We start from the raw sequence: 20,305 nt of genomic DNA, 5'->3' as shown, positions 1-20,305 counted from the left end.
AAACCTTTTATGAGACAAACAGTTTCTAAAATTATAGTATCATTTTGGTTAGTGACAACAGTAATCAGTTGCTCGGCTGTGTCCGATGCAACTGTTGCTGTTGAAAGCACAGCCATTGTAAACCCAAATTATATTGGTAACGGCGTCCAGTGGGATCCTTACCAGTTAGATTATGGAGAAAAGCAATTAAAAATTTCTTCGGAAGACTGGCAGAAATTATACTCTCGTCTTGATTTTATGAAACCCCAATTTATAAGAGTCATGATGAACACTACGTCTGTAATAGAAAACGGCGTATTGAATGAGATGAAAAATTACGAAAACATTGCCCCGATTTTGGAATACTGCCAATCCCGAAATGTAAAAGTTGTATTGGGAGATTGGGGAGACAGAATGGTAAATAGTAAAACCAATATAATCTCCGAAAACAATCTAAAATTAGCGACAAAATATCTTGATTTTCTGGTAAATAAAAAAGGCTTTTCGTGTATACATTATTACAATATGATCAATGAACCGAATGGATTTTGGTCTTCAACAGATGAAAATTATGAGCTTTGGAAAAATGCGGCAGGTTATTTTTGGTCAGAAGTAAAAGCTTTAAATCTAGATCAAAAAGTGTCTTTGTTAGGACCAGATATTGCCATTTGGAAAGCCGATAAAGTAGATTGGATTACCAAGTCCGCTAAAGATCTGGATCACGCCATTGGCGTTTACGATATTCATACGTATCCATCTAAAATCACGGTTAATTCTGGTCAATATACTTCCATTTTAAAAGCGTATAAAGATGCCGTTCCAGCAGGAAAACCTATCGTAATGGGCGAAATCGGATTCAAGTTTGTCGAAAAAGAAGATGAAGCTTTACTAAATGAAAATATCGCAAGAGCAAAAGCAAAACCGTATGCTTCGCTGGAAGATTCTCAAATGTTTGTTTACGATTATGTCTATGGTTCTGATATGGCAGACGCTTTAATCCAAACCATAAATGCGGGTTATTCTGGATCGGTCGCTTGGATGTTAGATGATGCCATGCACGGCAAAGAAGAAAAAAACAAACTGAAAGTATGGGGATTTTGGAACATTTTAGGAGACGAATATTTTGGAGCAGAGGAAGAGAAAGTTCGCCCTTGGTTTTACTCTTGGTCTTTGCTCACGAAATATATGCCTTCGGGATCTCAAATTCATAAAGTTTCAGTTGAAGGAAATCCAAACCTAAAAGCGATTTCAGTTTCAAAAGATGGAAAAAATATGATTGCTATTGTCAATGTTTCTTCAAAAGCTTTACAAATAAACCTGACTTCAAAAGATCTGCCTGTTTTAAATCAAATTAAAAAGTTTGTGTATGCGAAAGACAAATTAAAATTTGAAGGCGATCACAATCTTCTTCCAAATCAATCCAATCTCACTTTGGATTTAAACAAAAAAATAACCGAAACAATTCCCGCCGAAGGACTTTTGGTTTTAACCAATTTCGATTATTAACCTAAAAAAGAAAACGATGAAAGCATTATATACAATTTTGGTTGCCCTGAGTTTGTCCTGTATCGGATGTTCTTCTGATGATAAAAAAGATTCAGACGGAAACGAACCCGAAGTGCCGACAGCAATAGAATTGAAACTGAGCGATCCAAATGCAACTGCCGAAACCAAAGCGCTGTATTCGAATTTATGGAGAATTCAGGAAAAAGGAACCATGTTTGGTCATCACGACGATTTATTGTACGGAAGAAACTGGATGACACAAGCCGGACGTTCTGATATTAAAGATGTCTGCGGAGATTATCCAGCCGTTTTCAGCGTTGATTTTGCTGAAATTATGGATGACAGAAGCACAACTTCAACATTAAATAATGACCGAGCGAGAGTGATAAAAGAAGCTCGCGAAAGAGGGGAAGTCATTACGGCATGTTGTCATTTAAATAATCCGTTAACGGGTGGTGACTCTTGGGATAATTCAAAAAATACAGTTGCAAAAGAAATCTTAACGGAAGGAAGTGCGACTAATGTAAAATTCAATTCTTGGCTGGATAAATTAGCTGTTTTTGCCAATAATTTAAAAGACAATAACGGAAAAGTAATTCCAATTGTTTTTCGTCCATTTCACGAACATACACAAGCTTGGTCTTGGTGGGGTTCAAGTGCTACAACTCAGGAAGAATTCATTAATTTATGGAAATACACCATTGATTATCTGAAAAATAAAAAACAAGTTCACAGCTTTATTTATGCCATTTCGCCTCAGTTAGATAGTCAAGGAACTGTTGATAGTTTTTTGTTCAGATGGCCGGGAGACAATTATGTTGACTTTTTAGGATGGGACAGTTATCACGGAACTAATACAGCCGCTTTCAGTACCAATCTTCGAAATCTGGCAACACTTTCGCGAGCAAAAACTAAAACCTTGCGGCGTAACAGAAACAGGAGTAGAAGGCATAGTGAAAAACGGCGCGCCGTATGACACCTATTGGACAAACGAAATTTCGGTTCCTCTTACGGGAAAAAAAGTAAGCATGGTCGTAATGTGGCGTAACAAATACGATCCGCTTCACGAAGGAACTCATTTTTATGCACCTTTTGAAGGACATAGTTCTGCGGCCAATTTTAAACTGCTTTATGCAGGTCCGAATATGATCTTCAGTAAAAAACTGCCTGATATGTATACGATGGCGACCAACACAACAGTAAAATAAAAAACAAAAACACAATAATCAAAATGAAATTAAGTAAGTGCACCCAAAATCCAGTTTTAAGTCCAAACCCAAATAATTATTGGGAAAACCTAGTGGTTTGTAATCCGGGCGTATGGTATGAAAACGGAACTTTTTATATGCTTTACAGAGCGACAGGAGATGATGTAGATCATTTAATCCGAGTTGGTTTGGCAACGAGTACAGATGGTATTAATTTTAAAAGAGAATCAGACGAACCTGTTTTTGGACCGAGCAGTAACGGACCCGATATGGGCGGAGTGGAAGATCCTAGAATTATCAAATTCGGAAACGAATATTATGTAACGTACGCTTACAGACCTTATCCTCCAGGGCGTTATTGGACATTTGCGCACGATGTAATAAATCTTCCAGAAACTGGTCCAGATGCACCGGCAGTGTACAAACATAATATTGCGAATTCTGGATTAGCTGTTACAACCGATTTTAAAAATTTTAGAAGATTAGGGCGCATCACAACGTCAAATCTGGATGATCGCGATGTGATTTTATTTCCTGAAAAAATCAACGGAAAATATGCGATGCTTGCACCGTCCAAAACAATGGGTTGGAGCAGAATATGGCTGTGATTATCCTGCAATTTGGATTCGTTATTCTGATGATTTAATGGTTTGGGAAGAAAAAAGCACCTTACTTTTAAGCGGAAGAAATGGAACTTGGGAAGAAAAAATTGGAGGCAGTACACCGCCTTTACGCACTGAAGATGGCTGGTTGTTAATTTATCACGGAGTAGAAAATGGCGGAAACGGATATTACAGAGTAGGCGTAGCTTTATTAGATTTGGAAGATCCAACAAAAGTAACTGCGCGTTTAGAAGACTGGATAATGGAACCCGAACATGACTACGAAATTGAAGGTTTTTACAAAGGCTGTGTTTTTCCTACAGGGAATATGATTGTCGATAATATTTTATATGTTTATTACGGCGCGACTGATAAATACGTTGGTTTAGCAACCTGCGACATTAATGACTTACTAAAAACCTTAAAAGATTCCCAAAATGAAAATTCAAAATAGCATTGCACTGTTGTGTGTATTACTTGGTTTTTCCGCACAAAGCCAAAATTCGATTCCTATAATTTCTATTAATCCAGATGAGGTTATTTCAAATGAATTTATTGGAAGCGGAATTGAATTTTCTGCCTATCCGCATGCCGATACTGAAGATTCTGAATGGGGAAAATTAATGACAGAAGAAAAAATGGCAGTTGGTTTTTGACCGTGTTTCTTTCATTAAACCAAAAATTGCCAGAGTAATGGATCAGGCCAATTGGAGGTATTTGAAAGGTTTTGATGCATCTGGAAATCCGATAATTGATTTTGAAAGCGATCAAATGAGAGCATTATACAAACTGTTGGATTATTGCGAAAAAAACAAAATTGCTGTCATTTTAGGCGAATGGGGACAGCCATATAAAGTTCATGATACCCATTTAAAACTGCAAAATAGCTTTACAGGTGCGAACGACCCAAAATGGATTGAATTGATTGTTAAAAATCTGAATCATTTAATCAAAGTTAAAAAATACAGCTGTATCAAATATTACAATCTCGTAAACGAACCCAACGGAGACTGGGCAACAACCGACGGCGATTTTGAGCAATGGAAAGAAGGAATTCAATTACTTCATAAAGCCATCAAAAAAGCAGGATTAGACAAACATATTTCGATTATCGGACCTGATGCGACTTCTTTTAATAATCCAAAATCCAAATACAAAGGTTTAGACTGGGCAAGACAAACAGCCTTGCAGATTCCTGATTTAGTATCTTCTTATGATGTGCATGATTATCCCTCAAAAGAAAGTATTCGTTCGGGAGAATTTCAAAAAACGTTTAGCGAATTAGTTCGTTTTACCGATTCGGTTCATAAAAAGCCTTTTATTTTGGGAGAATTAGGTCTTAAAGGCGATCCTTCGTCAAAAGAACATTTGGGCGATAAATTTACAAGTGTCGACAGTCAGCTTTCAGTTTACGATTATGATTACGGAGTCGATATGGCCGATGCTTTAATTCAGTCTATAAACAGCGGCTCGATGCTGTAATTGCTTGGGATCTAGACGATGCTATGCACACCAAAGATGACAAAGGCGATAAATATAAATTGAAACGCTGGGGAATGTTCAACAGCTTAGGAAAGGAACTGACAGATAATAAAGCAGATGAAGAGTCGCGTCCGTGGTTTTATACGTGGTCAATTATGACACGTTATTTTACAGGCGATATGAAAATTGTAAAAAACAGCAATTTAAACATTGATAAAGTTCGTGCCTTAACAGGAATAACAAAAAGTGGAAATATTACCATTGCCATTGTAAACAACAGCGATAATGAAGCGAATTTTACAATTGATACCAAAAAACTAAAGCTAAAATCGGCGTTGAATAAATATTTATACAGCGAAAACAAACGACCTGTTGATGCCAAAGGATTTCCTGTTCCGTTAGAAAAAATTACTATAAAAAACAATGCGATTCAAGTTTCAATTCCCGCAAAAAGCGTAATTCTTTATACTTCATACCAGCCATAATCATGATAAATTTAAATATAATTGACTTAGTTGTACTCGTATTATACATCATCTTTATTATTTGGTGGGGATTAAAAAATAGTAAATCAAGCGATTCAGATGCTTATTTTCTGGCCGGACGCGATTTAAAATGGCCAATGGTGGGTTTGTCACTTTTTGCAGCCAGTATTTCGAGTTCGACTTTAATGGGGAATTCTGGAGAAGGGTTTATTAATGGAATTGCCGTTTTCAATTACAACTGGATTTCGATTCTTGTAATGGTTTTCTTCGCCATCTTTTTTCTTCCGTTTTACATTAAATCGGGAATTTTTACCATGCCTGAGTTTTTAGAAAGACGATTCGATGTGAGATCACGAACTTACTTTTCTTTCATTACCATTGTTGGAAATATCTTTTTAGATGCATTTGCCACTTTGTACGCAGGAGCTTTAATCATTAATATGATTTTTCCAAACGTTGATATGATGCTGATAATTATCGGAATGGCTGTTGTAGCAGGAAGTTATACCATTATTGGAGGACTTTCTTCTGTAATTAATACCGAAGTAATTCAAGCCTTTATCTTGATAATTGGCTCAACATTATTAGCCTTTTTTGCAATGGATAGCATTGGTGGCTGGGATGCATTTTACACACAGTTTCAAGATGGAGTTTGGCTAAAACTCACACGATCTATGGATGATCCGACAGTTCCTTGGTTGGGAATGTGGGTTGGAATCCCGATTCTTGGTTTTTATTTCTGGGGAAATAATCAGGTTATGGTGCAGAGAGTTTTGTCTGCAAAATCAATAGATCACGGTCGAAAAGGCGTTTTGCTGGTTGGATTTCTGTATTTATTTACACTTTTCATTTTTATTTTTCCAGGTGTAATTGCAAGGGGAATTAATTTGTTTGGAGTGGAAAATCTGCCTCATGAAATCATCAGCGGAAGCGAACTAAAATCAAAATACGGAATCAATACCGATCAGGTTTATCCAAGATTAATCAATAAAGTACTTCCAGTTGGTTTAATTGGAATTATCTTATCAGCAATGATTTCGGCTTTAACATCCGCTTTAAGCGCGACTTTAAATTCGGTTTCAACCTTATTTACAATGGATTTTTACAGCAAATTCGATAAAAATGCATCAAGTGAAAAAAAGGTAAAAGTCGGAAAAATTACAGCAGTTGTTACTTTGATTATTGCCATTTTATGGGCGCCTTACATTGGTAAATTCGATTCGTTAATTGCCTATTACCAAGAGATACTTTCTTATTTAGCGCGCCAGTTGTGGGAACTTTTTTCTTAGGATTATTTTGGAAACGTTCCAATGCCATCGGAGCTTTCAGCGGACTGATGTCTGGACTTTTTATTGCCATGATTATTATGCTCGCTAAATATGTTCTTGGTTTTGAAATTGGGCTTCATTTTCTATTATTAGCGCCAATTATTTTGGTTTTAAGTCTTTTGGTAAATGTTGCTGTAAGTTTATCTACTGATCCGCCATTAGAAGAAAAAGTAAAAGAAAACACTTGGACAAAAGCCATTTGGATTGAAGAAAGCATCGCGTTGAAAAATGTAGTTTGGTATAAAAACTTCCGTTTACAAGCCTTGTTACTTGTGGTTGCTTGTTTTGTAATGTATGCTTTGTTTTACTAATTGAATTAAAAAATTAAGTAATGAAAAAAGGTTACTTTTTAGCGCTGTTTTTAATCATTTTAGGATTAAAAACAAGCGCTCAGACTTCCAATGCTTCCATCGAAAAAAAGATTGATCTTCTTTTAAAGAAAATGACTTTAAAAGAAAAAATCGGTCAGATGAATCAATTGTCTGCAGATGATATGGAAACCAATTTTAAGGTGATTCAGCAGGGAATGGCAGGTTCAGTTTTGAGTATCACCAATCCCGAAATTGCGAATAAAGCACAGAAAATTGCAGTAGAACAAACCAGATTAGGTATTCCGCTTATTTTTGGACGCGATGTGATTCATGGTTTCAAAACGATATTTCCAATTCCGTTAGGCCAAGCATCCAGTTTTAATCCAGATTTAGTCGAGAAAGCGGCTCGTGTTGCGGCTATTGAAGCTTCGGAAACTGGAATTAGATGGACTTTTGCCCCAATGATCGATATTGCAAGAGATCCACGCTGGGGAAGAATTGCCGAAAGCTGTGGCGAAGATCCGTATTTAACTTCGGTAATGGGAGTTGCCATGATTAACGGATTCCAAGGTAAAGATTTATCAGATCCAAGTTCGATTGCGGCCTGTGCCAAACATTTTGCAGGATATGGCGCGGCAGAAGGAGGCCGAGACTATAATACAACGGCTATTACCGAAAGACAGTTTAGAAATGTCTATTTAGTTCCGTTTGAAGAAGCAGTGAAAAAAGCAAATCTGGCAACTATTATGACAGCTTTTAATGCGAATGACGGAATCCCTTCTTCTGGAAATGAATTTTTATTAAAGCAGATTCTTCGCAAAGAATGGAATTTTAAAGGTTTTGTAGTTTCAGACTGGGCTTCGATTACCGAAATGGTCGATCACGGTTTTAGCGCAGACAATAAAAAAGCGGCAGAAAAAGCAATAAACGCTGGAGTTGACATGGAAATGGTCAGCGGAACTTATGTGGCTTATATCGAAACGTTATTACAGGAAAAGAAAATTACAATTGAAACCATTAACGAGGAAGTACTCAATATTTTAAGAGTAAAATTCAAATTAGGACTTTTTGAAAATCCGTATGTAAAAGGCAATTTAAAAGGAGTTTTTTATAAAGAAGAACATTTAAAACTGGCAGAAAAAGCGACAGAAGAATCAATAGTTTTATTGAAAAATGAAGCTCAGATTTTACCGCTGAAAAAACCAAAAACAATTGCCGTTTTAGGTCCGCTTGCCGATGCGCCGCACGATCAGATGGGAACCTGGGTTTTTGATGGAGAAATAAATCATACCGTAACACCGCTTGCCGCATTAAAAGAACAATACGGAAAAGATATTAATATAGTGTATGAACCTGTTTTAAAGTACTCAAGAGACAAAGATTCGACAGCATTTTCAAAAGCCAGACAAATTGCCAAAGATGCAGATATTGTTTTATTATTTCTAGGCGAAGAATCGATACTTTCTGGTGAAGCCCACAGTCTTTCTGATTTGAATTTGCAAGGCATTCAGTCGGAACTTTTAGCGGCTTTAGTGAAAACCAGAACACCAATCGTAACCGTAATTTTAGCAGGAAGACCATTGATGATTGAGAAAGAAATACAACTTTCAAATGCTGTTTTATACGCTTGGCATCCGGGAACAATGGGAGGTTCTGCCATTGCGAATATTTTGTTTGGAAAAGCAAATCCGTCAGCCAAACTTCCGATCACTTTTCCTAGAAATGTCGGGCAGATTCCGATGTATTACAATCATTTAAATACAGGTCGTCCGGCAAACGGAAGCGAATTAAATTTAAATAATATTCCAGTTGAAGCTTCTCAAACTTCACTCGGAAATAAATCTTATTATCTTGACAGCGGTACTGATCCATTGTTTCCTTTTGGTTTCGGATTATCTTATACGAGTTTTGATTATGGCAGAATAAATCTCTCTAAAAATGTTTTGAAAAAAGAAGATATTTTAGAAATATCATTCACTTTAAAAAACACAGGAAAATATAAAGGAACCGAAATTGTTCAATTGTATATCAGGGATATTGCGGCTTCGATTGCACTTCCAGTAAAAGAACTTAAAGGTTTTCAAAGAATTGAATTAGAGTCTAATGAAGAGGAAAAGGTTACATTTAAACTGCCAATTTCCGATTTAGCATTCTACGGAATCGATATGAAAAAGAAAGTCGAAGCTGGAAAATTTGATTTATGGATAGGAAGCGGCAGCGCAAAAGGTGAAAAAGTATCATTTGAAGTTCAATAAAAAAGGGAAATGAAAAAAAATATATACGTTTTAGTTGTAATACTATTTCAGCTTATGTCAAACGCACAGAGTTTTATAAAGGTAGAAAAGGGAATCCTGATAAAAGATGGAAAACCCTATCATTATGTGGGAACCAATTTTTGGTACGGAATGAATTTAGCTGTTTCTGATAAAGATAGATTAATAAGGGAATTAGACCGCTTAAATAATCTCGGCGTAAAAAACCTTAGAATTATGGCAGGTTCAGAAGGAAGTTTAGGTACACCTTGGTCCGTTCAACCAACCCTGCAGAAAGAACCTGGAATTTATAACGAAGAACTTTGGGCAGGATTGGATTTTTTATTAGCAGAAATGAAGCGACGCGGAATGACAGCTGTTGTTTGTTTGAATAATTTCTGGCCTTGGTCTGGAGGTTTTGCGCAATATGTTTCATGGGCAAATAAAAACGAAACGATTCCGTATCCGTCGCCAGCAGACAACGGCGATTGGAGAAAATATCAGCAGTATTCGGCACGTTTTTACAGCAATAAAACGGCTAAAAAATGGTTTGAAAATCATATTGAGAAAGTCGTTAATCGAGTAAATTCAATTACTAAAATTCCATACAAAAAAGATCCTGCAATCATGGCTTGGCGACTGGCTAATGAACCCGAAGGAAGTAATAACGTTGAAGATTATCGAAAATGGATTCACGAAACGGCGCAATATATTAAGAAGTTAGATTCTAATCATTTGGTTTCTATTGGATCAGAAGGCAACACACCTTCTCCCGCAAACGGAACTAATTTTGAAAAAGACCATCAAAGCCAATATATTGATTATTGTACTTTTCATCTTTGGGTTCAGAATTGGGGCTGGTATGATCCGCTTAAAGCGAAAGAAACCTACGATTTTGCTGTGCAAAAAGCCAATAGTTATATTGACGAACATGTTAAAATTGCTCAGAAATTGAATAAACCAATTGTACTGGAAGAATTCGGAATTTCGAGAGATGAAAATAGTTATGATGCCAACTCAACGGTTAAAGTTAGAGACGAATATTATAAAATGATTTTTGATAAAATATATACCTTAAGTAAAACAAATCCTCAGGTCGCTGGAGTAAATTTTTGGGCTTGGGGAGGCGAGGGAAGACCAAGAACGCCAATGAGCATCTGGAAATTGGGAGATGATTTAATTGGAGATCCTCCGCATGAATACCAAGGATGGTATTCGGTCTACAATACTGATCTGAGTACTCAGGAAATTATCAGTGATTATGCGTTTAAATGCCATTCATTAAAATAGCTAATAAATTTACTGTTGAAAAATAAACCGGTTTCCATGCAGAATATAGCTGACCAGCTGAAGATTTCTATTTCTACGGTGTCATTTGTACTGAATGGAAAAGCCAAGGAAAAGCATATCTCTGCGGCTCTCACTCAAAAAGTGCTGGCTTACGCAAAATCTGTAAATTACCGGCCCAATAAGATTGCGCAGAGTCTTCGAACCGGAAAATCAAATCTTCTAGTTTTTATGGTTGAGGATATCTCCGACGCCTGCTTTTCTAAACTGGCGAGTGTATTTGAAGGTCTTGCTTACAATGAAGGATATAAAGTTATTTTCTGCGGCAACGAAAATGACGATGATAAGGCAATGGAACTCATTAATTTTTTTTGTCACTGGCAGGCAGACGGTTTTATACTTGCTTCATCACCTGGCATACATGGTGCTGTCAAAAATCTATTAAAGAAAAATCTGCCTGTCATTTTATTAAATAGGCGTTTTGAAAATATTGAGCGGCTGCGAGCATAACTATTGAAAGAGCGGAACTTTCATTCGGATCATCTCAATCTTTGCAAATATTAAGCACGCAATTGATGGATTTGATGCTGTGGTTATTAAATAAGGAGAATAGTAAATGAGAGGATTAAAGCTTTTACAGCAGAAAAGGTGTTACCTCTGTTAGTTAGTTAGTTAGTTAGTTAGTTAGTTAGTTAGTTAGTTAGTTAGTTAGTTAGTTAGTTAGTTAGTTAGTTAGTTAGTTAGTTAGTTAGTTAGTTAGTTAGTTAGTTAGTTAGTTAGTTAGTTAGTTAGTTAGTTAGTTAGTTAGTTAGTTAGTTAGTTAGTTAGTTAGTTAGTTAGTTAGTTAGTTAGTTAGTTAGTTTTTGCTTGTGTTCTTTTTTATTTATTTTCTTTTTAGATTGTTTTTAATTTTCGAAGATTTTTTTATTTTGATTTTGGCCGGTGAAGGGGAAGATGGTTAAAGTGGGGTATTTTTTTGAATTGTTTGAAGATTAAATTTTGTTTTAATTTTAGGGATTGAAATGAGCCTAAAATATAACGGGTTCGAGTTCTGTTTCCCTAGAAATAAATATATGAAAAGTTTTTTTGATCATAGTAATTAAAGCAAAATAGGTTGCATCTAGTAGTGAAAACGTGACAATTTTCGAACCATTTTGTAGGTGATTTAAAAAGAATTAATGTTTATTGAATATAAGTTTTTTAGGTTCAAATATCACCATGACTAATATTTAAACTAAAAAAGCTCTAGCGAGGATCGGGGCTGAACGCGTGAGCTCAGGGTTATGAAAAATGTTTTATTGATTTTTTATTTTTTTTAAACGCTGATTTATAGTCGTTTGTTTTTTTTGTAGAGATTCGGTTTTATGTTGTTTTTTTGGGTTTTTCTCAGTGAAGTTCCTCACTTGAGTATTTAAGCAATTTCGATTATTTTTTAACCCTTGTGATAAATGGCTTTAATTAACATGAGATTTGTAACGTGTTAACTTTTTCGACTTTTTCTAACATGAGAATTTAACGTATTAATATTTTTAAATAACATTAATATAAGACTAAATGTATTTAAAAAAATATAAAAAACTCTACCTAAACTTCTAGTCAAGTAGTTAGTTTTGTTGGAAGGAAAAGAGTTTTACATTTTAACTGGCTATCACTTTTAATCATCACATTTAAAAAGTGTTATTGATTTTAGTATTGTAAAACATCAATATAAATTAGTTGTTCATAATTTGTTTAGAATAATATTGACCATCAATGTAATATGAAACTTTAAATTTATCTGGTCTACCACTTTTTCCAGTAAATTTTGGAGAGACTGTATAATCTTTGATGATCTTGCCTTCTGAGAGGGCTTTGGATATTTTATTTTCAATTGCCTTAAAGTGAATTTTATTGGCATCATTAGTCATTGGAAGTACATTTATTTGTTCCGAAATACCTCCGTGAGTATTTGCCAAAAGATGCCCTCCATCATCACTATATCTATAATATCCTGCTTTAACCTTAATCGGATTTCCAAATTCATCTAAGATAATTCTTCCATCTTTAAGTTTTTTTGGAAAGACCTTGCTCAATACTACTTCTTGCTACTTTGGTTTCATTAGACATTAATGGATAAACCATTTTTTCAACTCTTCCAAAAGCATCACTATAAGTAGAATTATTTCCAATCTTATAATGCGTAGAAGGCATTAAAGGATGAATGTTTAATAATGGATTTAATTTATTTCCTCCTTCTCCAGCAATGGCTGTAATTCTATCTTTTTCAAATGTGCCTAATAATTTATTGGTTTTCGAGTCTATAAGCTCTACGCTGTGGCCTATTTTTTTTAAAGAATACTTCTCTTGATCTATAGCGCTATTAATCCAACGTATTTGATTTGGATTTGAAGCAAAGTTAGTTTCAGAAAAGGTTTTCCAAGTATTTATAAAAGCAGGATTACTTTTTGCATATGTTAAAAAATTTTTGTTTTCAGAAGCGAGTTTTAAAAATTGTTTAGTTAAATTATCATCAAAATTTTTAGCTACAAATTCAGTAACTTCTTTTGATAAACCTAATTCAGCTAATTCTTTTGCTGAATTTTTAGTTATTTTTTCAATAAGTTCTGTGCTAACTTCTTTTAAAGCTGTTTTTTCAAGAATTTCAGTAGAAGTTTTTCTGCAAGATGAAATTAAAAGTATAAGCGATAGTAAGAATATCAGTTTAGTGCTATTTATTAGTTTCATAATTTATTTTTTGAAATTGAGAATAATAATCAATTGTGTTTTTATTGAGTTGGTCTAAATAATCTATTTTAGTGCTGTTTAGTGTGTTATAACATTCTGTTTTTAAAACTTCTTTCATTTCATTTTGACGGGCATGCGATCTCCAGATAAAAAAGATTGCCAAAATAATAGTTATTATTATAGAAGGTAAACAACCTAAACTTTTTGTTGCCCATAATCCGCAGAAGTACAGTAATAAAGCTATTATTTCAGGAATAATTCCTAAAGCAATATCAGCTAGTTGATCATTAATTTCGTCATTAATTTTACGGATAATCTTTTCAACAGTTTCATTTTTAGCTTTGAAAGAATTTGCTTGAATAATAGATAGATTTAAATCAGAAGTATGTTTTATATTCAATATTTTAGAAATTCCATTTTTTCGCTGATTGTTTACTCCGTCAGTATAAATAGTAACTTCATTTCTGATAAATGTTAAAAATGCAGTAGTTCGAAAATATTGTTCGATTTTTAATTTCCAAAGTGTTTTCCTTTCGTTTTCAGATTTAAAAGCTTTATTATATAATTCACAAAGTAAACTTAAAGGGCCAGTCTCTTCATCAACAAAGTTATCTATAACTTTATCATAATATTCTTTTGATTTTCTTTGTAAATCCTGTTGAAAAATTTCATTGTGTTTTAATTCAAATTCTTGAGAACTCTCAATGAAATTTTCTACTTCTTCCAAATTTATAGTGTTTTTTGTATGAAGAGAGTTTTTTATTGTCTCTAATGTTTTTTGTTTGCAAGAAAACACAATGGTTAAGATGACCAAAATTAAAAAGATCTTCTTCATTTTATTTTAACTGCTCCCAAATAGGATCAAAAGCATTTACGAACAAATCGTTGTAAATAGTTTCAGGGGAGAACCAACCAATTATTGCCAAGATGAAATAAACTAAAAGTATTGTTATTATTGCTAAAATTCCTAAGCCAGTTAAGGGATAAGATTTATCATCATGATCAATGCCAAATCCGAGTGCTGTTTTATCCGTTGATGTTGATGGAAAAATGGATCCAATTATGATAAGACCTAAACATATTAACCCAATTTTAATGTAATTTTGTTCTATTAATCTTTTTATTTTAAATTTTAAAGGTTTGTATTTAGGATCTAATTCATCCAAAGTTTTGTCCTTTGTTATTAAAGTTTGATTTAGTACATTTTTAAATTGGTTTTTAGCTTCAGAAGTTGCAAATGTTTCACTTTCTAATATTCTTTTTAAAGAACTCGGAGAACATTCAAATATTCTTGCTAATTGATTAATATCATTGTCGTTTTTAATTAATAATTCTCGCAACATTTCTTTGCTCGACATTGTTTCTAGTTTGTCTTCTATTAATGATTCTGTGCCACTTTCTTTTGAACAAGAAGTCAATGTTAAGAAAAGAATTACAGTTAATAGTGAGGAATAGATTTTTTTTGTCATCTTGAATTTTTTAAGTTTCAAATTTACTATTTTTAAAGAAGTATTTGATAATTAATAATTCTCAAATGCCTTTTTATGTTCTTCTTTAATCTCCTTCGCCAACCATTTAGGCTTTAGTATATTAACCAAACTCCCATACTTCAAAACCTGTTGTTTAAACTCAAAATTAGGATGAATGTATAATTCAATAGCAAAACAATTTTCGTTATCGGTATTGATTTCCTTTTGCGAGTGATGTAAAGGAAGTGAAACTATATAAGGTTTTTGTGAAATATGAAAGGACAGTTGTATTTTTTCGATATTATGATCAACATAATTTAAACCAATTACATTTCTAAATTTATCAATGGCTTCTTCTGTTTTTTGCTTAAATTTTTTAGTTCCGATTGTTATATCCTTCAATCGATCAATCCCAAAAGTGCGATAGCCTTTTTCAGTTTCTCCAATTACATACCATCGATTTTGGTACTGTTTCAAAAAATAAGGCTTTAGAGTATATTTTTCCTCCTTTAAGTGATAAAAGCTAAAGTGTTCAAAACTAATTGGCAATGCTTGATGAATAGCTTCTAAAATCGTCTTGAAATTTGGAGTAGCAGAAATTGTAGATTTATTTTCGAATTCAACATACGCTAAGGCATTAGTAGTCTCATTAAAATTAGACCTGATTAATTCTGCAGTCGCAAGAATTTCGATGTGACTTAGAAAAGAATCAATCGTAGCAGATTTCTCATCATCTAAGGAATAATTCAATGTGTTTTTGTTAAGCTTAATAATAATACCATAGTTTTCATTTAACGATTTTATATATCTCTGTAAAGTTCGTACCGTTATATTTGAAGTTTCCTTTGCGCAGATCTCTTTTATCAATGCATCACGATGTACTGACAAGTATTTTTTTAAAGTCTCTACTAAAATTTTGGTACGATAAACCTGCGTTGAATTTAAATGTGTTTGATTGTCTTTTTTCATATTCCAAAAGTATAAATCCAAAACGACAGTATGTGTCGCTAATATTTTTTTTTCAATTAAAAAAGAGCTACAAGAATTGTCGTGATTGACGAAATACTTTAGCAATTAAATTTTAAAACCGTATTATGAAAAAATTATTCAAAAAATCAAAATCAGAACTTGACTTCAGTAATCTAAGTTCTATTCTGAACACTAGTGTTGCAACTGGAGTAGCTATTGCAAATTATTCAAATAAAAATCCAAAAACCTTTGGAATGATTACAGCGAGACTATCTTTATTAGCAACCGGACTCATAATTGCTTCCGACGATAATGCTGATAATAGGTAGACAAAGTAAAACAATATTTTAAATTTTTAACTCGACTTACGTCATAAATCCAAACATTATGTTATTTCAAATTTTATTAAAGATTATAGCATTTCTTATAAAATGCATAGCCTGGATAATTGTAGCATTTTTGGCAATTCCATTTGGGGTTTATTATTTTCTCATGAGTTACTTTCTAGAATTTACATTAGCTTATGATTTTTCTTTTTGGGCAGTATTTTCAATATTATCAATTATTGGTTTTGTAATATTATGGAAACCTATTATTTGGACTTTTGGGATTATTCAAACTTTAGGAGCGGGAGCATAGCAATTATTTAAGGTTTCAGTTTTTAAAGCTGAAACCTTTTTTATATTTAACTTACCAGATTTTAGTCTAAAGAATTACATATTCCCGATTGTTTTGGCTGTTGAGAGGGAGGTTGGTTAGAAAGAGGTGTTTTTTGAAATTTTACGAATTATTAACTACTGTTTTCATTTCTCAGAATTAAATAGATTTTAGAACATGCTGGTTAGAGTCATGTTCCCGCTAGAAAAAAAATATATGAAAAAGTTTTTGGATCATAGTAATTAAAGCAAAATAGGTTGCATCTAGTAGCGGGAAGCATTCAATTATCTAACCAGATTATCTTAGATTATTATAATATTTTAAAATTCGCTTCTTAATATTTTCTCTTGTTTTTGTTTGCATAGCCACTCGTATTGATGCCAAATAGCGTCGATAAAAGATCTTTTGATAATATTTATGAAAGTAAATAATGTGTAAATTTGTCACATATATCTACCCCAATTTGAATCGCTTTGTGTAATTTTCTCATATATAAACAAGTTGGAGGCAATGTTCCCTTAGAAAAAAATGAAATCATAAATATGAAAAACCAATTTGAAATTAAATTTGAAATAACAAATTTTGAGTTAGAGGAAATTGAAAATTGGTTAAAAGAAGAATTACTAACTTCAAAAAATGGGTTTTATCATAATAATTAAAAGATTCGAAGTTGTTATCGCCCATCATTTTATTATTATTTTTGGTGGTCCTTAAAAACGTGTTTACGAATCATTTTCTACAAGATTTAAAGAAACTCACCGCATTTAAATGACTTGCTGAGAAGAATTAAATATTTTTAAAATTTTTTCTAAGATTAGTAATTTAAGTATCAATTAAAGATAAATTTAATCAATCGTTTAAATAAAGGTATTTATATCGATAAAACTTAAGATCAAGTATTAATTTTTAATAATTGATAATTGTTTTGTGTGCTAGAACTGTTCGACTAATATCAGTTAGTTTTTGTTTTTTGAACTCGATATATTTATTTTCGGTCATGCTATTTTTTTATTTCTGCACACTATATATAAGCGGTATAACTAATTTCTGTATATTCAGAGCCTTTCATATACTATTTATTCAAAATAAACTCTAAGGTCATTCATGGATTCATCAGCAAATATTATTTTTTTTATATCATAGATAGAAAATTTATTAGGTAGCTTTTCTGTAACGATTTCTAAATAAGGTTTTACTCTTTGATAAGGAATTCCATATTCAAATAATTTATTGATAATTATTAATGATTCATTTTTAGGGTTATCAATACCAATAAATTTAGAATAAAATTGAGCTTTCTTTTTGTTTGCTTCTTTAATTACATCATCTGATAATAAATTTATACCATTATATTCATTATACAAATCATTGATGTCAATGGTGAAATTTATCAAGGGTATAATCTTAAATGGTATAATATTATAAATCATTTCTATTAGAGAAGATATAATTTGAGATATATCTATATTCTTTTTTTTAGGTGCTAATTCATCAACCATTGCTGTAAAAGTTGAAAACCTAGAGTTTAGAACAATATTAAAACAATCTGTATCAATTCCATGTTCAATCTTTCCAATGATTCCAAGAAAATACTTGGGCTTTGTCTGAACATAATCAAGAAATATTTTTAATTGATTTACAGTGAAACCATGTTTGTTCAACAATTTACTTACCTCAATTTGAGGCACATTTTCATAATTAGAATGTTCTAAATAGGGTTTTGGTGTACTCGGGTTTTCATTAGATGAATCTTTACTTATGTCTAATGCTTTATCAAATGAATCTTCCCTATTAATTTCAATAATTTCAGCGCTATTCTCTAGTACAAATACTATATCAATTTGTTCATAAGGAATATTGGCTTTTTCAAATTGCTCTTTATGTTTTGTATCATAATATATATATCCAACTTTGTGCTGACCTAATCTTCCAGCTCTTCCTATTAAATTTTTATACTTAACTAAATTTTTATTCCCAAGTATATCTTTAGATGATACGATATAAATACTTTCTGTTGGAGTATTTACTCCTTCAATAATAGAACTTGTAGAAAGTAAGTTTTTAATTAATGAGTTATTGAATAAATCAATTACCTTTTTTTGAATAAATTTTGGCATAGGACCGTAATGTACACCTATACCAATTTTTAACGCTTGAATTGGTAGCCAATCAGGATGAAAATCATCTTCAACTCTTTTTTACCCATATATCTGTAATTTCAATTGGTAATTCAATTTCTTTTAAATTTTTAATATAGAAATCCTCTAATTTTTTTGGTGAACTAAAATATATAAGATTATTTTTTCTACATTTTGTATATCTTCTTTTATCCTCTGATCTAAGTGTTCAATTGAATTAAAATATTTAGCTACAGGAGCATAATCTGATTTTAAAATATTAAACTTTAATTGCTCTAATCCATTGATAGAATTGACCAAAGGCATTAATAAGATAATTTGTTTAGAAATATTAATTGTATCAATAAAAACACGATTTAGTATAACTTCTCTACTTCCTTTTATTTGATCAGACAGCTTATAAGCTTCATCAATTACAAACAAGTCTATTTTATCAATGTAATACTCTAGTATTTTATAATACTTCTCTTGCGTGCCTATAAAAATGCTTTTATTACTTACTGTTTCAACTTTTTTTATAGAGTCAAAAATAGTATATCCTAAATCAGAGAATAAGGTTGTGAAATCTTCCAGCAACTCATCCGCTAATGAATTAGTTGGCACAATAAAAACTATAATATTGGGCTGATGATTAAAAATATACTCCTTAACGAGCATCGTTTTACCAAAACTTGTTGGAGCAGAAATTATAGTTCTATTATTCTCAACTATTCCATTATAAATTCTAATTTGTTCAGATGTAAATGAAATTTTTTTATTATGACTTAATTCATTTTTTTCTTGTATAAATTCAAGTTGTTTAGAAAAGAAAAGACTCATCTTTCTTTTCATTATAATAAGGAGATAAGTCAAACATGAACAAATCCTCTAATGTTACACTTTCATCTGAGTTATCTAAAAGTTTGATAACTTCTTCTCTATCTTTTGATTTATCATAACCCTTTCAATTTAATTATTAAATCTAGAGCTTTTCTTTGAGCTTTAAAGATTAATTCATTTTTAGATTCTATTGGTAAATGATATAGATGAACATTATAATGAGCTTCTAGTTCTTTAATTTTAATCTTTTCTACCAGATTATATGACTTGTCATAATTACTAACAGGATCTTCTTTTGTATGTAAAACAAATCCAGATAAAATCAAAGATATTTTTTTTATTTCCTCAACAGTTTTTATACAAATATTCCCATCAATACCTTTTAAAATTATCTCTTTATCAGATCCTATTACTTTTGAAATATAATCCTCTAATTTACTAAGAAATGATGTGTCTTTTATAATTTTATCAACCCCACCATATAGTTCTCCATAAAATTTAGCTTCACCAAGTACTAGTTTGTCGTCATTAAACATACATACATCTGCACCTGTTCCAACAACCTTCAAATTATCACCAACATTAATAACTCCAATTATTAATTTGGAATCTAAAAATTGAATATTCAATCTAGCAAGTAATGCTTCTGCGAAAAAAGAGTAATATGATTGAATTTTATTGTCATCAATAAACTTTATAATTTCAACATCCTTAATTTCATGTTCTTTATTTTTAAAACTATTTTCAATAAATCTTTGTAGTTGTTTTATTCGATCATTACTGCTTAGTGGTTTATCGACCTGAAATAAATAATTAAGGTTTGTTTCGTCATATAAAACATCAAGAATGTAAGTATCTAAATCAGCTAATGATAATGTGTGTTCATAAATACTAAATTCATATTTAGTACATTTACTCTTAGATTTATTGGTTATAGTTAAAGACATTTATGTTTTCTAGTAGTTTATATTAGTTTATAGTTTCAATTCTGTAACTTCAATAGCCATTATAAAAAAAGTTTGAACTCGATGTGTTTATTTTTGGCCATCTTTGTATTACAATTACTTCCGGAATTGTATATTATGACTA

The 20,305-nt window shown here is 32.0% G+C and carries 23 protein-coding genes; 15 read left to right on the top strand and 8 right to left on the bottom strand.

Features of this window, described 5'->3' with window-relative positions; translation table 11 throughout:
* Positions 1-9: 9 nt before the first annotated feature.
* From ACZZ95_RS21650 to ACZZ95_RS21590, 13 genes are read left to right on the top strand one after another with little or no spacing between them, the layout of a single operon-like run.
* Entirely contained in the window at positions 10-1,485 is a 1,476-nt protein-coding gene (locus ACZZ95_RS21650) for a hypothetical protein (protein WP_463470625.1), read from the top strand.
* Positions 1,486-1,501: 16 nt separating this feature from the next.
* Entirely contained in the window at positions 1,502-2,461 is a 960-nt protein-coding gene (locus ACZZ95_RS21645; protein WP_463470624.1) for a glycosyl hydrolase, read from the top strand.
* Positions 2,439-2,693 (top strand): hypothetical protein, encoded by a 255-nt coding sequence (locus ACZZ95_RS21640; protein ID WP_463470623.1) that lies wholly within the window; start codon positions 2,439-2,441, stop codon positions 2,691-2,693. Before ACZZ95_RS21645 ends, ACZZ95_RS21640 begins: the two co-directional genes overlap by 23 nt.
* Before the next feature lie 23 nt (positions 2,694-2,716).
* A complete protein-coding gene (locus ACZZ95_RS21635) occupies positions 2,717-3,301 on the top strand; it encodes a glycoside hydrolase family 130 protein (protein WP_463470622.1) in 585 nt (194 codons plus the stop codon).
* Positions 3,258-3,749, top strand: a complete 492-nt coding sequence (locus ACZZ95_RS21630; protein WP_463470621.1) for a glycoside hydrolase family 130 protein — start codon at positions 3,258-3,260, stop codon at positions 3,747-3,749. The genes ACZZ95_RS21635 and ACZZ95_RS21630 overlap by 44 nt, the downstream gene beginning before the upstream one ends.
* Positions 3,733-3,951, top strand: a complete 219-nt coding sequence (locus tag ACZZ95_RS21625; protein WP_463470620.1) for a hypothetical protein — start codon at positions 3,733-3,735, stop codon at positions 3,949-3,951. The genes ACZZ95_RS21630 and ACZZ95_RS21625 overlap by 17 nt, the downstream gene beginning before the upstream one ends.
* Entirely contained in the window at positions 3,941-4,777 is an 837-nt protein-coding gene (locus ACZZ95_RS21620) for a cellulase family glycosylhydrolase (RefSeq protein WP_463470619.1), read from the top strand. Before ACZZ95_RS21625 ends, ACZZ95_RS21620 begins: the two co-directional genes overlap by 11 nt.
* 23 nt (positions 4,778-4,800) lie before the next feature.
* A complete protein-coding gene (locus ACZZ95_RS21615; protein WP_463470618.1) occupies positions 4,801-5,262 on the top strand; it encodes a hypothetical protein in 462 nt (153 codons plus the stop codon).
* Positions 5,263-5,264: 2 nt separating this feature from the next.
* Positions 5,265-6,551 (top strand): sodium:solute symporter family transporter, encoded by a 1,287-nt coding sequence (locus ACZZ95_RS21610; protein ID WP_463470617.1) that lies wholly within the window; start codon positions 5,265-5,267, stop codon positions 6,549-6,551.
* Positions 6,533-6,901 carry a hypothetical protein gene (locus tag ACZZ95_RS21605; protein WP_463470616.1) on the top strand — a complete coding sequence of 123 codons (369 nt, stop codon included), beginning with the start codon at positions 6,533-6,535 and terminating at the stop codon, positions 6,899-6,901. Before ACZZ95_RS21610 ends, ACZZ95_RS21605 begins: the two co-directional genes overlap by 19 nt.
* 20 nt (positions 6,902-6,921) lie before the next feature.
* Positions 6,922-9,156: a beta-glucosidase BglX gene (gene bglX, locus ACZZ95_RS21600; RefSeq protein WP_463470615.1), complete on the top strand. Its 2,235-nt coding sequence runs from the start codon at positions 6,922-6,924 to the stop codon at positions 9,154-9,156.
* Positions 9,157-9,165: 9 nt separating this feature from the next.
* A complete protein-coding gene (locus tag ACZZ95_RS21595; protein WP_463470614.1) occupies positions 9,166-10,443 on the top strand; it encodes a glycoside hydrolase 5 family protein in 1,278 nt (425 codons plus the stop codon).
* Between the two features lie 15 nt (positions 10,444-10,458).
* Positions 10,459-10,950, top strand: coding sequence for a LacI family DNA-binding transcriptional regulator (locus ACZZ95_RS21590; RefSeq protein WP_463470613.1), 492 nt, complete (start codon positions 10,459-10,461; stop codon positions 10,948-10,950).
* A gap of 1,202 nt (positions 10,951-12,152) precedes the next feature.
* Here ACZZ95_RS21590 and ACZZ95_RS21585 read toward each other — a convergent pair.
* The 5 genes from ACZZ95_RS21585 to ACZZ95_RS21565 are packed head-to-tail and all read right to left on the bottom strand — an operon-like array spanning position 12,153 to position 15,602.
* Positions 12,153-12,512: a DNA/RNA non-specific endonuclease gene (locus tag ACZZ95_RS21585; protein ID WP_463470612.1), complete on the bottom strand. Its 360-nt coding sequence runs from the start codon at positions 12,510-12,512 to the stop codon at positions 12,153-12,155.
* Entirely contained in the window at positions 12,484-13,164 is a 681-nt protein-coding gene (locus ACZZ95_RS21580) for a hypothetical protein (RefSeq protein WP_463470611.1), read from the bottom strand. Before ACZZ95_RS21580 ends, ACZZ95_RS21585 begins: the two co-directional genes overlap by 29 nt.
* Positions 13,148-13,999, bottom strand: a complete 852-nt coding sequence (locus ACZZ95_RS21575; RefSeq protein WP_463470610.1) for a hypothetical protein — start codon at positions 13,997-13,999, stop codon at positions 13,148-13,150. The genes ACZZ95_RS21580 and ACZZ95_RS21575 overlap by 17 nt, the downstream gene beginning before the upstream one ends.
* A gap of 1 nt (position 14,000) precedes the next feature.
* Complete coding sequence (locus ACZZ95_RS21570; RefSeq protein ID WP_463470609.1) at positions 14,001-14,633, bottom strand: hypothetical protein; 633 nt, start codon at positions 14,631-14,633, stop codon at positions 14,001-14,003.
* Between the two features lie 51 nt (positions 14,634-14,684).
* Positions 14,685-15,602 (bottom strand): WYL domain-containing protein, encoded by a 918-nt coding sequence (locus ACZZ95_RS21565; RefSeq protein WP_463470608.1) that lies wholly within the window; start codon positions 15,600-15,602, stop codon positions 14,685-14,687.
* A gap of 125 nt (positions 15,603-15,727) precedes the next feature.
* On the opposite strand from ACZZ95_RS21565, the gene ACZZ95_RS21560 reads away from it, so the two are divergent.
* Together ACZZ95_RS21560 and ACZZ95_RS21555 are read left to right on the top strand one after the other, a co-directional pair.
* Positions 15,728-15,931 (top strand): hypothetical protein, encoded by a 204-nt coding sequence (locus ACZZ95_RS21560; protein WP_463470607.1) that lies wholly within the window; start codon positions 15,728-15,730, stop codon positions 15,929-15,931.
* Positions 15,932-15,989: 58 nt separating this feature from the next.
* Positions 15,990-16,241, top strand: coding sequence for a hypothetical protein (locus ACZZ95_RS21555; protein WP_463470606.1), 252 nt, complete (start codon positions 15,990-15,992; stop codon positions 16,239-16,241).
* 1,094 nt (positions 16,242-17,335) lie between these two features.
* Here the strand turns inward: ACZZ95_RS21555 and ACZZ95_RS21550 are convergent.
* The 3 genes from ACZZ95_RS21550 to ACZZ95_RS21540 form a co-directional block, all read right to left on the bottom strand.
* Positions 17,336-18,397, bottom strand: a complete 1,062-nt coding sequence (locus ACZZ95_RS21550) for a helicase-related protein (RefSeq protein WP_463471737.1) — start codon at positions 18,395-18,397, stop codon at positions 17,336-17,338.
* Positions 18,398-18,523: 126 nt separating this feature from the next.
* Complete coding sequence (locus ACZZ95_RS21545; RefSeq protein WP_463470605.1) at positions 18,524-19,228, bottom strand: DEAD/DEAH box helicase; 705 nt, start codon at positions 19,226-19,228, stop codon at positions 18,524-18,526.
* 101 nt (positions 19,229-19,329) lie between these two features.
* The gene (locus tag ACZZ95_RS21540) at positions 19,330-20,163 is read right to left on the bottom strand and encodes a hypothetical protein (protein WP_463470604.1); all 834 of its coding nucleotides are present in this window, start codon (positions 20,161-20,163) and stop codon (positions 19,330-19,332) included.
* Between the last annotated feature and the right edge of the window lie 142 nt (positions 20,164-20,305).

It is taken from the genome of Flavobacterium sp. AC267, assembly GCF_979258715.1.
Note: the sequence above shows the minus strand (reverse complement) of the source record. Positions and strands in the feature narration are given on the sequence as shown.

Excerpts from the sequence above, each read along its gene's own strand:
- ACZZ95_RS21625 (WP_463470620.1), top strand. The coding sequence starts at position 3,733 with ATGAAAATTCAAAATAGCATTGCACTGTTGTGTGTATTACTTGGTTTT.
- bglX (WP_463470615.1), top strand. The coding sequence starts at position 6,922 with ATGAAAAAAGGTTACTTTTTAGCGCTGTTTTTAATCATTTTAGGATTA.
- ACZZ95_RS21650 (WP_463470625.1), top strand. The coding sequence starts at position 10 with ATGAGACAAACAGTTTCTAAAATTATAGTATCATTTTGGTTAGTGACA.
- ACZZ95_RS21540 (WP_463470604.1), bottom strand. The coding sequence starts at position 20,163 with ATGTCTTTAACTATAACCAATAAATCTAAGAGTAAATGTACTAAATAT.
- ACZZ95_RS21615 (WP_463470618.1), top strand. The coding sequence starts at position 4,801 with ATGCACACCAAAGATGACAAAGGCGATAAATATAAATTGAAACGCTGG.
- ACZZ95_RS21565 (WP_463470608.1), bottom strand. The coding sequence starts at position 15,602 with ATGAAAAAAGACAATCAAACACATTTAAATTCAACGCAGGTTTATCGT.
- ACZZ95_RS21595 (WP_463470614.1), top strand. The coding sequence starts at position 9,166 with ATGAAAAAAAATATATACGTTTTAGTTGTAATACTATTTCAGCTTATG.
- ACZZ95_RS21555 (WP_463470606.1), top strand. The coding sequence starts at position 15,990 with ATGTTATTTCAAATTTTATTAAAGATTATAGCATTTCTTATAAAATGC.
- ACZZ95_RS21580 (WP_463470611.1), bottom strand. The coding sequence starts at position 13,164 with ATGAAACTAATAAATAGCACTAAACTGATATTCTTACTATCGCTTATA.
- ACZZ95_RS21545 (WP_463470605.1), bottom strand. The coding sequence starts at position 19,228 with ATGAAAAGAAAGATGAGTCTTTTCTTTTCTAAACAACTTGAATTTATA.
- ACZZ95_RS21610 (WP_463470617.1), top strand. The coding sequence starts at position 5,265 with ATGATAAATTTAAATATAATTGACTTAGTTGTACTCGTATTATACATC.
- ACZZ95_RS21575 (WP_463470610.1), bottom strand. The coding sequence starts at position 13,999 with ATGAAGAAGATCTTTTTAATTTTGGTCATCTTAACCATTGTGTTTTCT.
- ACZZ95_RS21560 (WP_463470607.1), top strand. The coding sequence starts at position 15,728 with ATGAAAAAATTATTCAAAAAATCAAAATCAGAACTTGACTTCAGTAAT.
- ACZZ95_RS21645 (WP_463470624.1), top strand. The coding sequence starts at position 1,502 with ATGAAAGCATTATATACAATTTTGGTTGCCCTGAGTTTGTCCTGTATC.
- ACZZ95_RS21570 (WP_463470609.1), bottom strand. The coding sequence starts at position 14,633 with ATGACAAAAAAAATCTATTCCTCACTATTAACTGTAATTCTTTTCTTA.
- ACZZ95_RS21635 (WP_463470622.1), top strand. The coding sequence starts at position 2,717 with ATGAAATTAAGTAAGTGCACCCAAAATCCAGTTTTAAGTCCAAACCCA.